22 protein-coding genes are annotated in these 20,493 nt (G+C 64.5%); 12 read left to right on the top strand and 10 right to left on the bottom strand.

What is annotated here, in order from left to right; translation table 11 throughout:
- The first annotated feature begins 1 nt into the window (after position 1).
- From GV035_RS10245 to GV035_RS10235, 3 genes are all read left to right on the top strand, one after another.
- The gene (locus GV035_RS10245) at positions 2-217 is read left to right on the top strand and encodes a DUF2795 domain-containing protein (protein WP_159834810.1); all 216 of its coding nucleotides are present in this window, start codon (positions 2-4) and stop codon (positions 215-217) included.
- A 71-nt stretch (positions 218-288) separates the two neighbouring features.
- Positions 289-747 carry a DUF3597 domain-containing protein gene (locus GV035_RS10240; RefSeq protein WP_159834809.1) on the top strand — a complete coding sequence of 153 codons (459 nt, stop codon included), beginning with the start codon at positions 289-291 and terminating at the stop codon, positions 745-747.
- Between the two features lie 78 nt (positions 748-825).
- Entirely contained in the window at positions 826-1,125 is a 300-nt protein-coding gene (locus tag GV035_RS10235) for a DUF6723 family protein (RefSeq protein WP_236572514.1), read from the top strand.
- A 19-nt stretch (positions 1,126-1,144) separates the two neighbouring features.
- Here GV035_RS10235 and GV035_RS10230 read toward each other — a convergent pair whose 3' ends face one another.
- The 4 genes from GV035_RS10230 to GV035_RS10215 all read right to left on the bottom strand — a co-directional run bounded on the left by GV035_RS10230 (position 1,145) and on the right by GV035_RS10215 (position 5,882).
- Positions 1,145-1,852 carry an MgtC/SapB family protein gene (locus tag GV035_RS10230; RefSeq protein ID WP_159834808.1) on the bottom strand — a complete coding sequence of 236 codons (708 nt, stop codon included), beginning with the start codon at positions 1,850-1,852 and terminating at the stop codon, positions 1,145-1,147.
- Between the two features lie 1,172 nt (positions 1,853-3,024).
- Positions 3,025-4,161 (bottom strand): L-dopachrome tautomerase-related protein, encoded by a 1,137-nt coding sequence (locus tag GV035_RS10225; protein WP_159834807.1) that lies wholly within the window; start codon positions 4,159-4,161, stop codon positions 3,025-3,027.
- A 17-nt stretch (positions 4,162-4,178) separates the two neighbouring features.
- A complete protein-coding gene (locus tag GV035_RS10220) occupies positions 4,179-5,204 on the bottom strand; it encodes an SDR family oxidoreductase (RefSeq protein ID WP_159834806.1) in 1,026 nt (341 codons plus the stop codon).
- A gap of 264 nt (positions 5,205-5,468) precedes the next feature.
- Positions 5,469-5,882: an NUDIX domain-containing protein gene (locus tag GV035_RS10215; protein ID WP_159834805.1), complete on the bottom strand. Its 414-nt coding sequence runs from the start codon at positions 5,880-5,882 to the stop codon at positions 5,469-5,471.
- 454 nt (positions 5,883-6,336) lie between these two features.
- Here GV035_RS10215 and glpD point away from each other — a divergent pair, with 454 nt between their 5' ends.
- Positions 6,337-7,884, top strand: a complete 1,548-nt coding sequence (gene glpD / locus GV035_RS10210) for a glycerol-3-phosphate dehydrogenase (RefSeq protein WP_159834804.1) — start codon at positions 6,337-6,339, stop codon at positions 7,882-7,884.
- On the opposite strand, the gene GV035_RS10205 is transcribed toward glpD, so the two are convergent.
- Positions 7,824-8,288: a hypothetical protein gene (locus GV035_RS10205; RefSeq protein WP_159834803.1), complete on the bottom strand. Its 465-nt coding sequence runs from the start codon at positions 8,286-8,288 to the stop codon at positions 7,824-7,826. The two genes, glpD and GV035_RS10205, sit on opposite strands and share 61 nt — an antisense overlap.
- A 273-nt stretch (positions 8,289-8,561) precedes the next feature.
- Here GV035_RS10205 and GV035_RS10200 point away from each other — a divergent pair, with 273 nt between their 5' ends.
- The 3 genes from GV035_RS10200 (at position 8,562) to GV035_RS10190 (ending at position 10,591) form a co-directional block, all read left to right on the top strand.
- Complete coding sequence (locus GV035_RS10200) at positions 8,562-9,068, top strand: ferritin-like domain-containing protein (RefSeq protein WP_159834802.1); 507 nt, start codon at positions 8,562-8,564, stop codon at positions 9,066-9,068.
- Positions 9,069-9,350: 282 nt separating this feature from the next.
- Entirely contained in the window at positions 9,351-10,223 is an 873-nt protein-coding gene (locus GV035_RS10195) for a manganese catalase family protein (RefSeq protein ID WP_159834801.1), read from the top strand.
- 161 nt (positions 10,224-10,384) lie between these two features.
- The gene (locus GV035_RS10190) at positions 10,385-10,591 is read left to right on the top strand and encodes a DUF378 domain-containing protein (protein ID WP_268892233.1); all 207 of its coding nucleotides are present in this window, start codon (positions 10,385-10,387) and stop codon (positions 10,589-10,591) included.
- Between the two features lie 53 nt (positions 10,592-10,644).
- Here the strand turns inward: GV035_RS10190 and GV035_RS10185 are convergent, their stop codons facing one another.
- Together GV035_RS10185 and GV035_RS10180 are read right to left on the bottom strand one after the other, a co-directional pair.
- The gene (locus GV035_RS10185; protein WP_159835068.1) at positions 10,645-11,898 is read right to left on the bottom strand and encodes a phosphatidylserine decarboxylase family protein; all 1,254 of its coding nucleotides are present in this window, start codon (positions 11,896-11,898) and stop codon (positions 10,645-10,647) included.
- Between the two features lie 47 nt (positions 11,899-11,945).
- Positions 11,946-13,331, bottom strand: coding sequence for an MmgE/PrpD family protein (locus GV035_RS10180; RefSeq protein ID WP_159834799.1), 1,386 nt, complete (start codon positions 13,329-13,331; stop codon positions 11,946-11,948).
- Positions 13,332-13,484: 153 nt separating this feature from the next.
- Between GV035_RS10180 and GV035_RS10175 the strand changes: the two genes are divergently transcribed.
- Both GV035_RS10175 and GV035_RS10170 read left to right on the top strand, forming a co-directional pair.
- Complete coding sequence (locus GV035_RS10175) at positions 13,485-14,081, top strand: hypothetical protein (protein WP_159834798.1); 597 nt, start codon at positions 13,485-13,487, stop codon at positions 14,079-14,081.
- A 69-nt stretch (positions 14,082-14,150) separates the two neighbouring features.
- Positions 14,151-14,735, top strand: a complete 585-nt coding sequence (locus tag GV035_RS10170; RefSeq protein ID WP_159835067.1) for a hemerythrin domain-containing protein — start codon at positions 14,151-14,153, stop codon at positions 14,733-14,735.
- 81 nt (positions 14,736-14,816) lie between these two features.
- On the opposite strand, the gene GV035_RS10165 is transcribed toward GV035_RS10170, so the two are convergent.
- The 3 genes from GV035_RS10165 to GV035_RS10155 form a co-directional block, all read right to left on the bottom strand.
- Positions 14,817-15,314 (bottom strand): YciE/YciF ferroxidase family protein, encoded by a 498-nt coding sequence (locus GV035_RS10165; protein WP_159834797.1) that lies wholly within the window; start codon positions 15,312-15,314, stop codon positions 14,817-14,819.
- A gap of 87 nt (positions 15,315-15,401) precedes the next feature.
- Positions 15,402-16,247, bottom strand: coding sequence for an ammonia-dependent NAD(+) synthetase (nadE, locus tag GV035_RS10160; protein WP_159834796.1), 846 nt, complete (start codon positions 16,245-16,247; stop codon positions 15,402-15,404).
- A gap of 22 nt (positions 16,248-16,269) precedes the next feature.
- Complete coding sequence (locus GV035_RS10155; RefSeq protein WP_159834795.1) at positions 16,270-16,770, bottom strand: CinA family protein; 501 nt, start codon at positions 16,768-16,770, stop codon at positions 16,270-16,272.
- Between the two features lie 162 nt (positions 16,771-16,932).
- Here GV035_RS10155 and coxB point away from each other — a divergent pair, with 162 nt between their 5' ends.
- Genes coxB through GV035_RS10140 form a run of 3 tightly spaced genes read left to right on the top strand, consistent with a single transcriptional unit; the run spans position 16,933 to position 20,491 of the window.
- Positions 16,933-17,889 carry a cytochrome c oxidase subunit II gene (coxB, locus tag GV035_RS10150; protein WP_159834794.1) on the top strand — a complete coding sequence of 319 codons (957 nt, stop codon included), beginning with the start codon at positions 16,933-16,935 and terminating at the stop codon, positions 17,887-17,889.
- The gene (gene ctaD / locus GV035_RS10145; protein WP_159834793.1) at positions 17,886-19,844 is read left to right on the top strand and encodes a cytochrome c oxidase subunit I; all 1,959 of its coding nucleotides are present in this window, start codon (positions 17,886-17,888) and stop codon (positions 19,842-19,844) included. The genes coxB and ctaD overlap by 4 nt, the downstream gene beginning before the upstream one ends.
- On the top strand, positions 19,841-20,491 hold the full coding sequence (locus tag GV035_RS10140; RefSeq protein WP_159834792.1) for a cytochrome c oxidase subunit 3: 651 nt from the start codon (positions 19,841-19,843) through the stop codon (positions 20,489-20,491). The genes ctaD and GV035_RS10140 overlap by 4 nt, the downstream gene beginning before the upstream one ends.
- Positions 20,492-20,493 lie beyond the last annotated feature (2 nt).

Raw genomic sequence — 20,493 nt, 5'->3', positions numbered from 1 at the left:
AATGGCGAACAACCCGTCCGGCGGATCGAACAGCATGTTCATCGACATGCAGAAGGCGCTCAAAGGCATCGACTATCCCGCCGACAAGCAGACGCTCCTCGACACCGCTCGCAGCAACGGCGCGAGCGAGGAGGTCACGAACGCGCTCGACGCGTTGCCCGATCAGGAATACGAAAGTCCCGCAGCCGTATCGAAGGCGGTGGGTCAGGAGAGTTAAAATTCTTTCCCGGCGCGGCGGTCGCGGCAGCGCGTTCGCCGTGCGTTTGATTCTTTCGACAGGAGAACACGATGAGTATTTTTTCGACCATTCTGAACAAGATTTTCCCGCACGATCATCCGGCCGCCACCGCTTCAGGCGGCACGACACCGCCTGCCGCATCGAACGCGACGGGCGGCGCCGCGGCGGCGCAAGCGAATCCGACCCCGACGGCGGCGGCGCCGGCCACGGCGGGCGCTGAACCCGCGCGTCCGCCCGTCACGCCAATGCCCGAAGTCGATGTCGAAGCCATCCTCTCGCAGAAGCAGCAGCAGAATGGCGCCAACCTGAACTGGCGCACGTCGATTGTCGACCTGATGAAGCTGCTCGATCTCGACAGCAGCCTGCAGGCGCGCAAGGAACTCGCGTCCGAACTGCACTACACCGGCAACACGGACGACTCCGCTTCCATGAACATCTGGCTGCACAAGGAAGTGATGAAGAAGCTCGCCGAGAACGGCGGCAAGGTGCCGGACGACCTCAAGAGCTGACCTCCCGAGGCCGGGATCGGTCTTCGGCACAGCGAATGCTTAACATTCGGGTCGATTTCTCTCTCACTGATCCCGGCCATGAAAGAACCGGTCTCGCGACGCGCGAAGCTCGTCTTGTTCCCATGGAAGAAAGACCATGCGGCCAAGCCCGGCCTCACCGAAGACGACTACGCGGTCTACGCGTCGTATCGGCCGCACGTGAGCGGCGGCTTCGTCGGCACGCTGAAGGTCGTGCGCCTCACCGATGCGCGCCTGCTCTATCCCTTCGATGGCGCCGAAGAACTCGGCCCGTTCGATTCGAAGGACGCCGCGAAGAACGCCGCGCAAATGCGCGGCAAACAGATCGTCGACGCGGATCTCAAGACGCCTGAACTCTGAGCGCGGGCCGCGCGGCGCTTTACCGCGTGATGGACCATTCGGTGTGCTCGGCGCCCGCCTTCGTCGCGCATTCGACGAACGGCGGCACGTCGCGCGATTTCGGCACGCCGTACCACCGGACCTCATAACGCTCCTGCACGCGATCCCCCGGCTGACCCGACGTTCCCGCGATGGCGGAAAGACGGCAGCCGCGTGCGCGCATCGACTCCATCAGCGATTCCTTCGAGAAACGCCCCGGCTCGTAGGTAATCTTCAGTTCTGCCTGATTCTCGCGCGGGATACGCACTTCGATCGCTTTCATGAACCACAGCACGATGATCCCGAGCACGACGCCCGCCACGCCGAGCCCGAGTTGCCCGCCGCCGAAGCACAGGCCGACGACCGTCACGAACCACAACGTCGCCGCCGTGGTCACGCCCTTGACGAGCCCGTCCTTGCGCAGAATCGCGCCCGCGCCGATGAACCCGACGCCCGACAGAATGCCGAGCGGCAGACGCATCACGTCGAGTTGAACGAAGGATTCCGGCGTCTTGCCGGATTGCGCGAGTAGCGCGTTAACTTCGAGCATCGAGAGGCACGCGGCGAGGCAGACGAGAAGCGTCGTGCGCAGGCCCGCGACCTTGCCGGATTCGCCACGGTCGAAACCGATGAGGATGCCCGCGATCGCAGCCAGCAGAATGCGTATGCCGACGTCGCGCCATTCGAGAGTGAGCGGCATCAGCCCCATGTGGTGTTCTCCTTTTTTGTTGTGCTTTAGCTGGGCCGTGTGTCGGGCTCGGCTGGGGTGCAGGTCGTTGCGACCGTATGCACGAATGTGTCAAGCAAATGTCGAACCCGGGGTGTGCACCGCGCTGGAATGGCACGGCGCCATGCGGAAAGCATGTGGTCACCGTCGCGTGAGCGGGCGGCTCGCACTCCCGGGTTTGCCGGCGTGCCGCCGGGATGAACGCGCGCCGCCGTCTACGCGACGCTTCGGCAGTGGCGCGGCGCGCACCCGTTGCGATGCGTAGACGAAACGGTCACGGCGGCGGGCAGCGTCAGCGTGCTTCTGGCCAAGGCAGCCTTGGCGAAGCTCCAGTGCGATTTACCGCCCGCGCCGACCATCAGTCATGTCTCTGCGTTCAAGCACCTTGCGCCGCCGTCCGTCGGGTTGAGCACGCGCCCAGATTACCGCCATTGAATCGGAGAATGCGAGCCCCGCGCTGAACGCGGCCCGGAGCGATTTGCCGCGCGGCCACCGTCAGCTATCGGAACGCAACTGCACGCACAGGCCAACGTAATCAGCGGTTCGGGCGACTAGCGTCGCGGCCCGACACGCGGCGAAGAAGGTCGTATGCAGCATACGCAAAGATCGCCGCCAAACGCGGCTCCTATCAATTCGCCGCGCCGCCAAAGCCATCTATCAGGACACGCACCCGCACGCACAGTCGAACGTATTCGGCGGTTCAGGCGACTAGCGTCGCGGCTCGACACGCGGCGAAGACGGTCGTGTCAAGCATGAGTCAAGATCGCCGCCGCCGAACGCGACTCGGACCGATTCGCCGCGCGGCCACCGCCACTTATCAGACAACGCAACTGCACGCACAGTCCGGCGAATTTAGCGGTTCAGGCGACTAGCGTCGCGGCCCGATGTACGGCGCAGCCCGCCGTGTTGAGCATGTGCCAAGATCGCCGCCGCCGAATGCCGCTCCCAGCGACTCACCGCGTGGCCAACGGCCATCGACCACGGAAAAAAGCAAATCCACAGTCCAACGCATTCAGCCGTTCAAGAGGCTCGCGTCGCGGACCATTGCGTTAAACACGCGCCAGCATCGGTCCGCCAGATTGCATGGAGCAAAGCCGGCAAGGCGCGCCGAGCGCGAACCACCCCCAAACCATCGCCCCATTCACGCGCCCCATTCATCTCCGCCGAATCGCATAAAGCGAAGTCGGCAACGCGATCGGATCGTCGGGCTTGAACCAGCTCATGTCCGGAATGCGCGAGTCCGTCACGTACACGGTGCCGTCCGGCCCTTCGGTGAACGTGTCCGGCCAACGCAGTTGCGGATCGCGCAGCAGCGTCCGAAGCTTCTCGCCTTCGCGCATGCGCACCGCGTGATCCTCTACGCCCGACACGTACAGCCGGCCGCGCTGGTCGAAGAGCAGCCCGTCCGCAGGCCCGTCGATGCCGACCGTCTCCACGCGCGACGACACCTGCTGCGCGCTCAACTGCGGATTCTGCAGCGCGTCGGTGGCGATGCGATACAGCGTCTTGCCCTTCACCGCCTGCCAGTAGAGATAGCGTCCGTCGGGCGTGAGCGCGATGCCGTCGGCGGAAAAATTCACGCCTCGGCCATCGGTCTGACGCAGCGGCTTGCCGTCGACGCTCACGGTCACGGTCTTGTCCGCCTGCGTGCTCGGATCGCCGTCGAGCACGCGCCGCGCGACGCCCGTCGTCCGGTCGATCACGACAATCGCGCCGCGCACGCCGGAATCGGTGATATAGACGAAGCGGCCATCCGGGCTCAGGCGCACATCGTTCAGATAGCTGCCTTGCGGCGCGATGGTTTCATCGAAATGGAATACATGCGCGATCTGGTTCGTCGCGAGGTCGATCTGCGCGAGCTTGGGCGCCCCCGGCACGACGAGCGATTGCGCCGGCGCGCCCGGGTCCAGCACCCAGAGATTGCCCTGCTTGTCCGCCACGACCGACTGCACGCACACCCAATGATCCGACGGCGAAATCTCGTCGCGGCGCGCGTTGCGCCACGCGTTCCACTCGGCATCCGGGAACGGCCGCAGATCGCCGCTCGGGCCGAGTTCCGCGACCGAGATCGGCGCGTCCTCGGTCCAGCGCGGGAAGTTGACGAAAATGCGGCCGGTCGGCGAAACCGTCACGCCCGTGACCTGATGTTCGAATCGCGCGACGAGTTGCAGCCGCGCGCCGCCGTGCGCGCTCGCAGCGACATCGCTCGATGAATCCTGCGCGAGCGCGGTTTGCGCGACCAATGCAAAGGCGAGGCTTGCGGCGGCGACACTGCGGCTCAGTCGGTGCATGGTCAACTCCTGGTTGGTCAGAAAGCGTCGCGCGTCTGGCGCACGTAGCGCCGCGCCATCATCACGAGCAGCACGGCAGCCGCGCCGGTCAATGCGGCCCGCGCGCCCGCCGGTTGCAGGCGCGCGTCGGTGTACAGGCTGAACTCGCGCACGCGGCCGTTCTTGCCAGAGCGTTCGCGCAAATCGCCGCCGCCTTCGTACAGCGCGTCGCCGCTCTGCTTCGGTTCGCCCTTCAATTGCGCCTTCACGCCAAGCAGGCTGGCGATCGCGTCGTACAAACGCGGCGCGCGCTGACCGAAGCCGGCCATCGCCCGCGACGCGCCCCCCACATAGATATCGCGCTCGGGGTGCACAGCCGCGTGGAGGATCGCCTTCGCGACGACCTCGGGCGCATAGACCGGCGGCGGCAGCTTCGGCTCTTCATCGAGATAGTTCTTCGCGTGTTCGACGAAAAGCGTGTCGATGCCCGCCGGCTTGATGAGCGTCACCGAAACGGGCGCTTTCTCGTTCTTGAGTTCGAGGCGCAGCGAGTTCGTGAAGCCCTTTACTGCGTGCTTCGATGCGACGTACGGCCCTTGCAGCGGCACGGCGACATCCGACAGTTCGCTGCCCAGATTGATGAGCGCGCCGCCGCGTTCGCGCAGGTGCTTGACGGCGACGCGCGAGCCGTTCACGACGCCCCAGTAGTTCGTGTCGAAGAGCTTGCGCTGGTCTTCGAGCGATACATCGGCGATGCGGCCATACACCGACACGCCCGCATTGTTGATCCACGTATCAAAGCCGCCGAAGCGGTCGATGGCGGCATCGGCGGCGGCCTGAAGCTGGCTTTCGTCGGCGACGTCCGCTGCCGTGTACGCGACGGCGGGCGCACCCTCGGCCGCGAGTTCGTCGGCGAGCACGGCGAGTGCGGTTTCGTCGCGGGCGATCAGCATGAGGCGCGCGCCGGCCTTCGCCGCGCGTCGCGCCGTGGCGAGGCCGATACCGCTCGTCGCGCCGGTGAGGACGATCGTTTGTTGATCGAGAGGCTTCAGTTGGATTCGCATGGCAGGTCCGGAAGGGGAAGGTCCGGCTCCTTGCAGCATCCGGCGTTCCTTGCACGCGTCTGATGGATCGCGGGTCGGCTTGCGGGCTGCGTCGAGAAGGCTTCACGCAGGTTGCGGCGCAATGCGGCGGAAGCGGCTGCGAGGGCGGTGTGACGATGTGGAAAAAGGTCCGGCTCGTGGTGCGGTCGAGTCCGACGAACGCGCGCTTGAGTTACTCCCTATCGTCAACGCGGTGATTTCGCGCGTCGAATTCTGGTCGCGACCTCAGGCGAGCGCATCGCTCACATTCCACGCGACACGCGCCCGACGCCTTCCGGCGACGCTCTCCATCGTCAACGCGATGATTTCGCGCGTCGGAACGCTGGTCGCGAGCGTCGCGACCTGTTTCGCGCTGAACCAGTCGCAGCGCGCGATCTCGTTGCGCGGCTCGGCCACCGCGCGTTCGCCGATGACCGCGCCGAACACATGATGATGCTTGCTCACGCCGCCAAACAGAAAGAGGTACGTGAGTTCGCCGGCGACGAGCCCCGTCTCTTCTTCCAGTTCCCGCCGCGCCGCCTCTTCCGGCGACTCCTTGCGCCATATCGTGCCGCCGGGCAGCGCCCAGCGCCCACGCTTGCGCGCGACGAGCAGGATTTTCGTGTCGCGCGTGCAAATGATGGTCGCTCGTTCTCTCATCGTCGTCGGTGTTCGGCCTGCGCCGCAGCGCGCGGAACCATCATGGGATTGACATCGCACGGCGCCCCACTGGCGCCACGCGGCATCCTTTTCGAATCAGATAGCCATAACCATGCCGACGCTCGCGGCGGCGGCGCGCTGGAAGGCGCCGGGGCGCGGGAGCCGAACCGATCAAATCGCTTGTCACTGAACCTGCGGCGGTGAACGAGATCAGCGTTGACAAGGCATCCGGCCCATCCCGGCTGCGCGACACGCACGCTGCGCCTCGTGAACAGCAATTCGAACCGGCAACGGGCCGTATCGGCGGGCATCAAAGTGAACTTCTGATGCTTTGCGGCACGAACCCGGGACGGCGGTGCTGACGTCCAATCATCCGCTCGCCAAATTTCCCCGCGCCTTCGCACAGAAGCATCCGGCGACCCAGACTACACTAGTCGCTTCACACGGAGACAGCATGATCGAGCCTTCGCAATGGGACGTTCTCGTAGTGGGCGGCGGCATCAATGGCGCGGGCATCGCGCGGGATCTGGCCGGACGCGGCGCGCGCGTGATGCTCGTCGAACAGGACGATCTCGCGCAGCACACGTCATCCGCGAGCACGAAACTCATTCACGGCGGCCTGCGCTATCTGGAATACCGCGAGTTCGGGCTGGTCCGGAAGGCGCTGAAGGAACGCGAGGTCTTGCTCGCCATCGCGCCTCATCTGATCGCGCCGCTGCGCTTTGTGATGCCGCACGTTCCCGCGCTGCGTCCCGCATGGATGATCCGCGCGGGGCTCTTCCTCTATGACCATCTGAGCCGCCGCGCGGTGCTCGAAGGCTCGCGCGCCGTCGATTTGCGCACGCACTTCGCGGGCGCGCCGCTCATCGATTCGATCACGCGCGGCTTCGTCTATTCCGATGCCGCCGTGGACGACGCACGGCTCGTCATCCTGAACGCGCTGGACGCCCACGAACGCGGCGCGCATGTCGCAACGCGAACGCGCTTCGTGTCCGCATCGCGGGGCGAGCGCGAATGGCGCGTCGTGCTGGCCGATGCGTCCGGTCATCGGCGTGAAGTCGCGGCGCGCGCCATCGTCAATGCGGCGGGTCCGTGGGTCGGCGCGCTCGCCGCCGGAGAATCGAACGCGCGCCCGATGCGGCTCGTGAAGGGCAGCCATATCGTGACGCGCAAGCTCTTCGATCACGATCACGCGTACATTTTGCAGAACGACGACCGGCGCATCGTGTTCGCGATTCCGTGGCAACGCGATTACACGCTGATCGGCACGACGGACGTCGATTACGACGGCCCGCTCGCCGACGTGCGTATCGCGGACGACGAGATCGAGTATCTGTGCGCCGCCGTGAACCGCTATTTCCGCGAACGCGTGAGCCCGCGCGACGTCGTCTGGTCCTATGCGGGCGTGCGGCCGTTGCTGGCGGACGGCGCGGACGATGCGGCATCGGCCACGCGGGACTATCGGCTCGAATTCGACTCCAGCGGCGCGCCGCTTGTCACCGTGCTGGGCGGCAAGATCACGACGTATCGCCGCCTCGCGCAAGAGGCCGCCGAACGCCTCGCGCGCCCGCTGTCGCTCACGGCAGCCGCCTGGACGCACGCCGCGCCGCTTCCCGGCGGCGACATGCCCGATGCTGCTTTCGCGCGCTTTGCAGGCGAGTTCCGCGAACGGCATCGCTTTCTCGCGGCGGAGCTGGCCGAACGCTATGCGCGCGCCTACGGCACGCGCGCCGACGTGATGCTCGGTGGCATCGACACGATTACCGCGCTGGGCAAGATGCTCACGCCGGGGCTTTACGAGGCGGAAGCGGCGTATCTCGTCGATCACGAGTGGGCGCAAACAGCCGACGATATTCTCTGGCGCCGCTCCAAGCTCGGCATGCACGCGAGCGCGGCGGATGTCGATCGCCTGACCGCGTGGCTCGCGGATCGGGCTCAGGGTCAGTGCGATGCGCCGCGTAGGAGTCCCGCCAGCGCGAACCCCGCGCCGAGCGCGACGTAAGTCAGCCCGAGTCCCTGATTCGACAGATGCGCTTCGTACCCCGGCGTCAGCCGCTTCGGCACGACGTGGTAATCCACGACATACGCGACGGCGCTCGTGGTAGCCGCACAGATCGCGACCTTCGCGGGCGACGGACGCCGCCCGCATAGCGTCTCGAACAGCACGCCCCAGAACACCGCGCTGCCGAGATGAATGCCCGCGCCTGTGCCCGTGTATTTCGCGCTCAACGCTTCTTCGCGCGGCGCGGCATCCGGCCACAGACAATGCGTGACCGCATTCATCACCGCGTACGGACGATGCCCCGCCTTCGCCGCCCCCGCCGCCGCGACCGCCGCCGACGCCAGGCCCGCCGCGCTGCCCGAGCAGACGGCGCGCATCAACGTGCTATCCGATGTGGAACTCATGCTTGTTGCCTCCGCTTGAGCTTGCTTAGCTCGACGTGTTCCCCAGTTCGCGAACGGGCGTCGAGTGATGACACCTGACGCAGCGGAAATAGCCAGCCTTCTCGTCTGAACGCGCTTACACGATCGCCTCCGCTTCGGACTCCGTGCTTTTCAACGTACGGAGCAAGCATTATTCCGCCGGCAACGTGTCGATCCCGCGTCTTGTGCGGCACAGCGATTGCGCGCAAACGGTTACGCGCGGTGAAGCGCGTTTCTCTCGACAAGGAGCACGTGATGACCGAACCCGCTGAACACTTGTTGGACTGGCTGCGCGACGCGCACGCCATGGAGCAGCAAGCCGAACAGATGCTGCGCGCGCAATCCGGCCGGCTCGAGAACTATCCGGAATTGAAGGCTCGCATCGATCAACATCTGGAAGAAACGCTCGGCCAGCAGAAGATCGTGCAGGAATGCATCGAGCGCCTCGGCGGCTCGACATCGATCATGAAGGACCTGACCGCGAAGATGATGGCGTTCGGACAGGCGGCCGGCGGCATGACGCAAACCGACGAAGTCGTGAAGGGCGCGATCATGAGTTATGTGTTCGAGAACCTCGAAATCGCGTCTTACACCTCGTTGATCGCGGCAGCCGAGCGTTGCGGCGACGCGCAAACGAAGGCCGCCTGCGAGCGCATTCTTCCGCAGGAGCAGGCGATGGCGCAGTGGCTGCTGGAACATATTCCGTCTATTTCGACGCAGTATCTGGAGCGTTCCGCCACCGGCCAGCAAGCCAAGAAGTAAGCGATGCGTGCCGCCGTCGATCAGTGGCACGGCCGTTGCTGAAGGTAAAACGCCCGCCCGTTCGTATGTCCGAGCACACGACGGGCAGGCTTCACTCGATACCGCGGCCACCTGCGCCGCATCACGCCAGCGCGAATGTTCTGCGCTGAGACTCGCAGCAGCACGACTGCAAGTGACGTCATGACGCCCTCACTGTCGCTGCGAGTTAGAAGCCTCTTGAAACCTCGTTCGGGTGCCGCTTGCGCCGCAAGCGCCGCTCGTCCATCACCAGGAGCCGTTGATATGTTCGTACATAACAAACGCCTGCAATATACCGTCCGCGTGGCTGCCCCGAACCCCGGCCTCGCCAATCTTCTGCTGGAGCAGTTTGGCGGGCCGCAAGGCGAGCTTGCCGCCGCCATGCGCTACTTCACGCAAGCCGTCACCGAAGATGATGCGGGCCGCAAAGACCTGCTGTTCGATATCGCGACCGAAGAGATGAGCCATCTGGAGATCATCGGCAGCATCGTCGCGATGCTGAACAAGGGCGCGAAGGGCGCGCTGGCCGAAGCCGTGGAGCAGGAAGCGGAGCTGTATCGGTCGATGACGGGCAACGGCAACGATTCGCACACCACCGCGATCCTGTATGGCGCGGGCACGCCGCTGACCAACTCGGCCGGTGTGCCGTGGACGGCGGCGTATATCGACACCATCGGCGAGCCGACGGCCGATCTGCGCTCGAATATCGCAGCCGAAGCGCGGGCGAAGATCGTCTATGAGCGCCTCATCAACGTCACCGACGATCCCGGCATCAAGGACGCGCTCGGCTTTTTGATGACGCGTGAAATCGCGCATCAGAAGTCCTTTGAAAAGGCGCTGCATTCGATTCAGCCGAACTTCCCGCAAGGCAAGCTGCCGGGCGTGCCCGAGTTCACGAGCGTGTATTACAACATGTCGAAGGGCGACGACGCTCGCGGCCCGTGGAACGAAGGCGGCGACTGGAAGTTCGTCGCGGACCCAGAGCCGGCAGTCGATGGCGGCGACGGCACGGCGACCGTGCAGGTTTCGCAGCAAGACGTTGAAGCATTGCAGGCGATGGCCGCGCGCACCGCGTCCGATCCGGCAGCCGACCCGACCACCGGCGCGGACCTCGGCGCAGGGCAGGCCGTGAAATAGAGCTTTTGGCAGGACGCCGGCGCCGCCAGCGAAGCGGCGGCGCCGGCGAGATTTCAACGCCGTCCGAGGACGGCGCATCCAACGTAGCATTTTTGTCAACATGGAGTTTAGTTATGCCAACTATCACCTCAAAAGGAACGGTCAGCGTTCATCGAAGCCCAGTGGACTGGCTGGCCGGCGCGCTCGTCATTATCGGCGCGCTGAACTGGGGCCTCGTCGGCCTCATGCAACTGGATCTCGTCGCGGCCATTTTCGGCGCGGGGTCGCCGGGCGCGCGCATCGTTTATATACTCGTGGGACTCGCAGGTCTGTACTCGCTGATCCGGGCTTTCATGCCGGCGCGCGAGAATGGTCTTGCGCATCACTGAACGGCGCGCCGCGCGGCATTCTGCACGCGCGGCGCACCTTCTCGATCACGATGTCATCGCGCGGTACACAAGTGCGCGTTGACCTTCACGGGCGATGCGTTCTTCTCGAAAGGCGGCTGCGGCACGAAGCTCTGAATCACGCCCGGCCTGAAAACCAGGCAGTACGTGGAGCCGCCGTATTGAAAGTAGCCCAGTTCCTCGCCCTTTTTCACGCGCTGGCCGGGCAGCGCCTCGATCATGCACGAGGACACTTCTGCCATGCCGATGAATACACATGCCACTTCGCCGATAGCGGGATCGTCGCTCTCGATCACGATCACCGCCCGCGCCGCCACTGCGCTGATGTAGCCTTGTGAGTCATTCAGGCTGCTCGGCTCCTCGCCTTCCGATTCAGCGTCGGAATAGTAAGTGCCATCGACGAGATAGGCTTTCGTGATCGTGCCGCTCACCGGCGCGTGCCAGCGGTGATAGTAAAACGCGCTCAGATACGCCTGATAGATGCTGCCGCCAATGAATCGTTTAGCAAGTTCGGTCTCGTCCGCCGTGAAAATTTCCTGTAACGAGTACGGCTGCGACTTGATCCAGAACGAATCCCGAAGCTTGACCTCGTGCTTGATCGCATAAGGCGATGCTTCGCAGGCGCTGACGATGACTTTGTCGTTGTCCGGTTCCGCCACGGGCCGCGCGCCGGGCTTGAACTCGCGCGTGAAGAAGTGATTCCACGACGAGAAGCCCCAATAGGGCTTGTCCGGATCGCATAGAAACTGCGAGAGGCCGATTTCCTTGTCCGCCTCGGGACTGAACCAGCCATTCGGCGACGACGTGTTCAGATGCGTGCGCGAATACGGTCCGCTGAGAAAGCCGGACCACACGTTCAGAATGCGCTTCATGTGCATGTTGAACGCGGGATCGCGAAAGAGCGAGTAGCCGGAAGGCATGACCATCGGCCAGTCGAGCAGTGCGTTCACCGGACAGTGAATCAGGCTCTTTTCGCTGAAAGGCGGCGCGTAGGTGAGCATGGCGTCGAGCAGAACGACGAATTCCTCGATATTCGCGTAGCCGAGTTCGAAGCCTTCTTTCCTGGCCTGTTCGATGGCGCGCGTGAATTCCATCCGCACGACAGGATCTTCGCGGATGAAACGGGCGAAATCTTTTACCACGCTGTGCATGTCCGCCTTGCCCGCACGCTCCCGCGCATGGGCCGCGAAGTTTTTGCGAAAGCTCGCGATCGCTTCCTCGCCGTCGGGCAGCCAGCCGCCCAGTCGTCGCTTTTCCTTGCTCATCTGTCGTGCCTCCTTGGCGTGCATCGGTAACGGCGAGCACAGCACCTTGCATGCCTCGGGGTGGGCGCGCATCACCACGCGAGCAGTTCGGTGAGTTCGCGCAGACGGATGGTTTCGAGTTGCCTGACGGCTTGCCGGATGGCGATCGAACGGCCCGCGTCCAGCGCATCGGCCGTCAGACGTTCGAACTTGACATCGACCGCGCTCCAGTCCATCGAATGCGTGTGGAAGCCTTCGTACTCCGCTTGCTCTCCGCCGATGATCGCGCCATCGGTCATCACGATCTGCATCGACGCCGGCATTTCATCGGGAATACGCTTCGTATAGTGGTCGTTCGGCGAGACATTCACGCGCCGCAAGAGGCTTTGCACGTCGTCGCGCCTTATCCGTTCCTCGGCGAACTGCGCGGGCCACACTTCACCGTCGATCAGGGCCACGGCAATCAAATACTTCAGGTTGTGATCGGCCTGCTCCTTGATCCAGCACTGATCCTTCGGCCCATACGCGCCACCGCCGAGCACCTGATACGCGCCGTCCGAGACCTCCACGTTCACCTGCGCGATCTTCGCCGCATCGATGCCATGCGCGTCGCGCAAGCGGATCGCCAGATCGACGGCGCTTTGCGACTGAAACTCCGCGTTGTGCTTCTTGATGGACACGCGTAGCGGCACGTCCAGCCGCTCGCGGCTCCAGTCGAGCGGCGGCTGCGCGCCTGCCAGATGAAACAGCCCCATCGGTCCTTCGAAGACGCCCATCGGCCCGGTAATGCCATTGCGCGCGAGAAAGGTGTTGGCGAGCGCGCGGCTCGCCGCTTCGCCGGACGCGAGCCCCTTCCACTCCGATACCGGCTCGGCCTGAATCGCCGCGAGCGACACCGCGCCGACGCCCGCGAGCGCAAGCGCCTGAGCGCAGCGCCATTCGTCGAGCGCGAGCAGGCTCGACGCGCCCGCCGCGACGGAGAAAGACAGCGGTGTCGTGTAATTGATGCCGGCGCGCATCGTTGGGATGTCGAGCAGGCGCGTCTGCACCTGATACGCGATGCCAAGCGCCGCGAGAAACGATGCGCCGGTCGCGTCCGCGTATTCCCCTGCCGCGAGCAGCGCGGCGAGGTTATCCGACGGGTGGCACACCTCGCCGCGTATCGCGGTGTTGTCCATGAAGTCGAGATAGCGCACGAGGCAGCCGTTGTACAGCGCGGCGCGATCGGGCGCGCTGCATCCGCCGCCGATGAGCGTGACGAGCGGCGGTCCGCCGAACTCCGTGACGAGGCGGCGCACCTTGAGTATCGTCGGCTGCCCGATCGCGCCGATCGCACAGCCGAGTGCATCGACGATGCTGCGCTTGAGTCTGTCGAGGGCAGCGTCGCCGAGATCGCCGATATGCATGCGCCCCACGAACGCGGCAAGCTGCTCGGTCATCGACGGTTCTTCTTGCGTCTCGCCCGCCGTCGTCACCATGACGGTTCCCCTATTCCTCTGGCAATGGGTGCGTTCGAGCATTGCCTGTACCACTCGTGCTGCCGGAATGCCGCTTGCTTGAAGGTCCACGCTCAAGCGCGACCCGCGCTTGCCCGTTCCGCCTTCCTCAGCTTTCTCAGAAGAGGTGAATCCATGAGTGATCCCTTCCCTTTCCCCAAGTCGCCTGCCAACGACGTTACGCAACGAAGCAAACCCGCCTCCATTGCACGCGGCCTCGGCTGGTTCAGCCTCGCGCTCGGCGCGGCCGAACTGCTCGCGCCGGATTCGGTGGCGCGCGCAGCCGGCCTGCGCACGAGCTCGACGCTGATGCGCCTCTACGGTCTGCGCGAGATCGCATGCGGCATCGGCATTCTGATGTCGCGCGATCCTTCGCCGTACCTGTGGGCACGCGTCGGCGGCGATGCGCTCGATCTCGCCACGCTCGCCGCTTCATCCGACAAGAGCCGCCCGCGCGCACTCGGCGCGCTGCTGAACGTGGCCGGCGTCACCGCGCTCGACATTCACGCGGCCACGTCCCTGTCCTCGCACGCCGAAGATCAGCGGCGCGAAGCGCAGATCCGGAGCCAGCGGTTTGCGTCGATGTACCGGAATCGAAGCGGCTTTTCGCGTTCGCCCGAAGCCATGCGCGGCGCGGCGCTGCGCGACTTCGAAACGCCGCGCGACATGCGCGCGCCCGACGCGCTGCTGCCGTACACGCATGCGCAGTACAAGAAGGCGAAAGGCGCGTGATGCGCGCCCAGTAGACAGCTCTCCCCACCATCGAAGCACGCGCGAATACGCGAAGGAGTCATCGTGGACATGTCATCCTACTCGCCCTCCATCACGACGATGATCCGCATGGATCACACGCATGTCATGGCGGCGTTCCATCGTTACCATGCCGATAGCCCGTGGTGGCGCAAGCGCGCCATCGTCGAGCTGGCCTGCACGGCGCTCGAAATTCATGCGCAACTCGAAGAAGAGATCTTTTATCCGGCGCTCGGCGAGGCGCTGCCTGGCGACGACACGCTCGCGAAGAGCAAGCCCGAGCACGACAAGATGCGCGAAGACATTGCGAAGCTGCGCGCCATGGGCCCGGACGACGCCTCCTACGATGCCCGCTTCATGCAGTTGATGCGCGAAGTGATTCACCACGTCGCGGATGAAGAGACCGTGCTCTTGCCGACTGCCGAGCGCGCCCTTGCTTCGCGACTGTCGGAACTGGGACAGCGGATGACGAAGCGCAGGATGCAACTCGTCGGGCAAAAGCGTCCCGCCGCGATCGCGGCGAACACGGTCGGCACGTTCCCGTTTGCGTCGCTCGCGGTGATATCGCTCGGCGCGCTTGCTCTTGCGCAAATTTTGCGGCCGTCGCCATCGCGCCGGACGAGGGACTACGCATAACGAAGCGGCCAAAAAAAACGCGCCGGGGGAAGCGGCGCGTTCATTCCTGCTCAGGCTGCGGCGACGAGTGAGGGGATCTCGTCAGCCCGCGGCCTTCACTTCCTCGGCCATTTGCGTCTTCGCAAGCTGCGTGAGCTTTTCGTCGGTCGATTTCTCTTCTTGCAGCGTTTCGAGCAGCAGGTTCATCGCGTCTTCCTTGCCGAGCTGCTTCGCAAGCGTCGCGAGCGTGCCGTACGTCGCGATTTCGTAGTGCTCGACCTTCTGCGCCGCAGCGATCAACGCCGCATCGCGAATCGGGCCTTGCTCGAAGTCTTCGATCTGTTCCTGTCCTTCCTCGACGAGCCCTTCCATCGCCACGCACTTGATGCGCTTCAGCTTGATGCCGCATAGTTCGACGACCTGATCGATCCGTTCGATCTGACCGTTGGTTTCTTCCAGATGCTGCTGGAACGCCTGCTTTAGCTGCTGGTTCGAACTTGCGCGTGCGAGCTTGGGCAGCGCCTTCGTCAGTTGTTTCTCTGCGCTATAAACGTCGGACAGTGCGTGAATGAACAGGTCCTGCATAGTCTTCGATGCCATCGATGCCTCCGTTTCAGGGTGAGTGGATTCGCACCGGCCGCCAAGGGCCAGCCGCGCACCGTTTATCGCGCAATCGTCATTCCAGTCTCAGGCGCGCGGCACGTCGAGCGGAAGCGCGCGTTTGTGCCGCGTCGCCATGTAAAAGCGGCGTATCGTCGTGAGCACGTCTTCGCTGACTTCCTTGCCTTCGAGGAAGTCGTCGATGTTCTCGTAGCTGATGCCGTAGCTGTCCTCATCGGGTTTCTGCGGCGTGAGCGTTTCGAGGTCCGCCGTCGGCACTTTCATGACGAGTCTGTCGTCGGCGCCCATCGATCGCGCGAGCGCGCGCACGCGGCGCTTCGTCAGCCCCGAGAGCGGCAGGATGTCCGCGCCGCCATCGCCGTACTTCGTGAAGAAGCCCATCAGCGATTCCGCCGCGTGATCCGTGCCGATCACGACACCGCGCCGCGCCCCGGCAATCGCGTACTGCGCGATCATCCGCTCGCGCGCCTTGATGTTGCCGAGCACGAAGTCTTCCTGGAAATCGTCGGTGTATTGCGCGCCGCCTTGCTTGAGCGCCGCGAGCATTTCATCCGACGGTCCCTTGATGTTGACCGCGAAGGTCTCGTCGGGACGCACGAATTCGAGCGCGGCCTGCGCGTCGTCCTCGTCGCGCTGCGTGCCGTACGGCAGCCGCACCGCGACGAAATGCGCCTCATAGCGGCGCGCGCGCAGCCGTTCGACGGCGAGTTGCGCAAGACGCCCGGCCGTCGACGAATCCACGCCTCCGCTGATGCCAAGCACGTAAGTCCGCAGTCCCTGCGACGTCAGATAGTCGGACAAGAAGGCGACGCGCCGCTCGCGCTCGGCATCGGCATCGAAGTCCTGGGTCACGCCCAGTTCGCGAGCGATGTCCTGTTGCCACTGCCGCCATTCGCTTTGGCTCTGTTCCATGTTCGTCCCCCAACGGTATTCGTCAATGTCTCGGCAGACGGTTGAAGTAATGTTCGAGGCGCGACAGCGCGTAGAGCGCCGCCGCGCGCCGAACGTCGTTGCGTTCGCCATCGAAGACCTTGGTCTCGCTGAAGGTCACGATCTGGCCGTCGCGCAGCTTGTAGGACCACGCGAAGCATTGCGTGCCGGCTTCGGGACCGTCGCCGGGCGGCGCATCGGCCACGCCGGTGTTCGACACCGACACGGTCGCGCAGCACGCCTCCTGTTTGAGCGCGCCTTCCGACATCTCGCGCGCCACCTCCTCGCTCGTCAGGCCGTATTGCTTCATCGTCTCCTCGCGCACGCCGAGAAAACCGGCCTTGCCCGAGGGCGAATACGTGACGAAGCCCACGTCGAGGCAACTGCCGCTGCCCGGCACGGATGAGACGAGCGAAGCCATATAACCCGCGGTACACGATTCGGCTGTCGCAAGCATCAAGCCGCGCGAACTGAGAAACGAAACGACTTGTCGTGGTACGTCCATGCTTTCTGCCTCCTTGAACTCGCTGGCAATCAGCTTGCAAACGAGAGCAGAGCAATCGTTGAACCAAAGGGGCGGGCGTCCATGGAATGTCTATTGCTAAGTTGGTGCACTGGTCCCTAAGCCGTGTCATAACGATAACGCTAACGCTTGAAAGAAACGGCCATGCAGAGCGCCCTTAGTCCCGCAGGCATCCAGGCAAGCCGCGTCCTGGATCTGTGGCACCTCACGCTGACTGTCTGCTGCATCGTGTTCGCGTGCGTGCTGCTCGCGTGCATGTTCGCGCTGCTGCGCGCGCCGCGCGGCAATCAGTCGACACCCGCCGACATGGGCAGCAACGAACGGCCCGAGCGCGGCATCAACCGCTTCGTGATCGCGGGGACGGTCATATCGGCACTTCTGCTGGTCGGGCTTCTCGTGGCCGATGTCGTCACCGATCGCGCGCTGTCGCGGCTGCCTGTCGACAACGCGCTGCATGTCGAAGTGACGGGCTATCAGTGGTGGTGGCAGGCGCGCTATGCGCCCGAAGGCGGCGCCGACGGTTTCGCGGTCGCCAACGAACTGCATGTGCCGGTCGGCCGGCCAGTGATCGTGTCGCTCGTGGCGGCGGACGTTATTCATACATTCTGGGTGCCTAATTTACACGGGAAGAAGGACATGATTCCCGGCCAGCATTCGACCATCGCGTTTCGCGCCGACCGCGCCGGGACGTATCGCGGGCAGTGCGCGGAATTCTGCGGCTACGAGCACGCGCTGATGGCGTTCTCGGTCGTCGCCGACACGCCCGCGCAATACGCGGCCTGGGCCGCGCATCAGCGGCAGACGGCGAGCGCATCGGGCGATGCCATCGCGATGCACGGACGCGATGTCTTCCTGAACGGCGACTGCGCCCGCTGCCATACCGTGCGCGGCACGCCCGCCAACGGCTCGGTAGGACCGGACCTCACGCATCTGGCAAGCAGACAGACGATCGCGGCGGGCACGTTCGTCAACAACGCGCACAACCTCGCGGCGTGGATCACGAATCCGCCCGCGCTCAAGCCCGGCGTCATGATGCCGGCGACGCAACTCGCCCCTGGAGATCTCCAGGCCCTCGTCGTCTGGCTCGGAACCCTGAAATGAGCGAGCACGCTTCTTCCCGCTTCAGCCCGTCGGATGATGACTCACGTCCCGTCGACGGCCCGCACGCGTCGCCCGCCGTGCGCGCCACGCTCGCCGCGACGTGGAGCGATCCGCCGGGCATCATCGGCGCGCTCTCGGCCATCAATCACAAGACGGTCTCGCGCCGCTTCATCGTGACGACGTTCGCGTTCTTCGTGCTGGGCGGCATGCTCGCGCTCGCCATGCGCACGCAGCTCGCGCGGCCCGACATGCGCCTCATGGGTCCAAATCTGTACAACGAACTCTTCACGATGCACGGCACGACGATGATGTTCCTCTTCGCCGTGCCGGTGATGCAGGCTGTCGCCGGCTATCTCGTGCCGCTCATGATCGGCGCGCGAAGCGTCGCGTTTCCGCGCATGAACGCTTACGCGTACTGGGTGTTTCTGTTCGGCGGCATCCTGTTGTTCGGCTCGCTCGCGGTGAACGACGCGCCGGCCGCCGGCTGGTTCAGCTACGTGCCGCTCGCGGGCCCTGACTATTCGCCCGGCAAAGGCTCCGACATCTGGGCGCAGATGATCACGTTCACGGAGTTGTCCGGGCTTCTGGAAGCGGTCATTCTCATCAGCACCATCTTTAAGATGCGCGCGCCGGGCATGTCGCTCAACCGCATGCCGCTCTTCGTGTGGGCGACGCTCGTCACGCAGTTCATGGTGATCTTCGCGATGCCTTCGGTGATGCTTTGCAGCACCGCGCTCATTCTCGACCGGCTGGTCGGCACGCATTTTTATAACCCCGCGAAGGGCGGCGACGTGCTGCTCTGGCAGCATCTGTTCTGGTTCTTCGGGCACCCGGAGGTCTACCTCGTCTTCATCCCGCCGCTCGGCTTCATTTCGTCGATCATTCCGACGTTCGCGCGCCGCCCCGTGTTCGGCTATCCCGCGATGGTGCTCGCGCTCATCGCCACCGCGTTTCTCGCGTTCGGGCTGTGGGTGCATCACATGTTCGCGACCAATCTTCCGGAACTGGGCAAGAGCTTCTTCACGGCGGCGAGCCTCACTATCGCGATTCCATCGGCCATCCAGATCTTCTGCTGGATCGGCACGCTCTGGACCGGCCGGCTCAACTTGCGCACGCCGCTGCTCTACGTGCTCGCGTTTTTCTTCATCCTCGTGATCGGCGGGATGACCGGCATCATGGTCGCGTCTGTGCCGCTGGACCTGCAAGTTCACGACACGTATTTCGTCGTCGCGCATCTGCACTACGTGCTGCTCGGCGGCGCAGTCTTTCCGCTCTTCGGCGCATTCTTCTACTGGTTCCCGAAATTCGCGGGCCGCATGTTGTCCGAGCGGCTCGGGCGCTGGCAGTTCTGGCTGTTCTTCATCGGCTTCAACGTCACTTTCTTTCCGATGCACCTTCTCGGTCTGCATGGCATGCCGCGGCGTGTCTGGACGTATCCGCACGGGCTCGGCTGGGACGGTATGAACTTCGCCTCGACCATTGGCGCATGGACCATCGGGGTGAGCGTGCTGCTATTCATCGTCAATGTCGTCGTGACGCTGAGAAGCGGCCAGCAGGCGCCCGCCGATCCGTGGGGCGCGGGCACGCTCGAATGGAGCGTGCCGTCGCCACCGCCGCCGCATAACTTCGACGCGATACCCGTCGTGCATGGGCGCGACCCGATGTGGGAACCGCCCGCGCAGCCGCGTTTCGTCGGAGGACTCGCCGCCGATGCGCGCGAAGTGCTCATGACGAGCGTGCTCGATGCGAAGCCGGATCATCGGCCGCTCTTTCCGTCGCCTTCCATCTGGCCGTTCATCAGCGCCATCGCGACGACGATCCTGTTCATCGGTTCGATCTACACGCCGTGGGCCATCGTGTGGGGCTCGCCGCCGGTCGCCGTGGCGATGATCGCGTGGTTCTGGCCCAAACGCGGGAGCAATGCGTTCGCGGCCGCACGGGAGCAGCGTCCATGAGTACCGCCGGCGATCTCCCCAACGTGCACACGCGCCCCGACGAAGCGGACACGTCCGAGCTTCTGCTCGATGTGCGCGCGCTTCCGACCTTCGCCTTCGGCTATCGCAGTGTCATGTGGTGGAGCACGGCCGGGCTGATGCTGATCGAAGGCACGGTCTTCGGCATCGCGGTGATGATGTACTTCTATCTGCGCACGCATGCGCCCGCCTGGCCGATGGCGGCTGCCGCGCCGGAGCTGCGCTGGGGCACGCTCAACACCGTGGTGCAGCTCGCGAGCATGCTGCCGAATCAGCTCGCCAAGCGCGCCGCCGAGCGTTTCGAGCGCGGACCCGCGAAGCTGTGGATGACAGTGTGTCTGCTCGCGACCATCGCGTTCATGGTGCTGCGCGGTTTCGAATTCGCGGCGCTCAACGTGAGCTGGTACACGAATGCGTACGGCTCGGTCGTGTGGCTGCTGCTCGGCCTGCACACGACGCACCTAGTCACCGATTTCGTCGATACCGCCGTGCTCACCGTGCTGCTCTTCACCGGCCCGTTCGAAAGCAAGCGGTTCGTGGATGTCAGCGAGAACGCGGTGTACTGGTATTTCGTCGTACTGAGCTGGCTGCCGATTTACGGCGTCCTTTACTGGGCGCCCCGCTTCTGACT

This window comes from Burkholderia sp. 8Y (assembly GCF_902506145.1).
Taxonomy (GTDB): domain Bacteria; phylum Pseudomonadota; class Gammaproteobacteria; order Burkholderiales; family Burkholderiaceae; genus Caballeronia.
The sequence above is the reverse complement of the archived record's forward strand: the minus strand, read 5'-3'. Positions and strand labels throughout refer to the sequence as shown.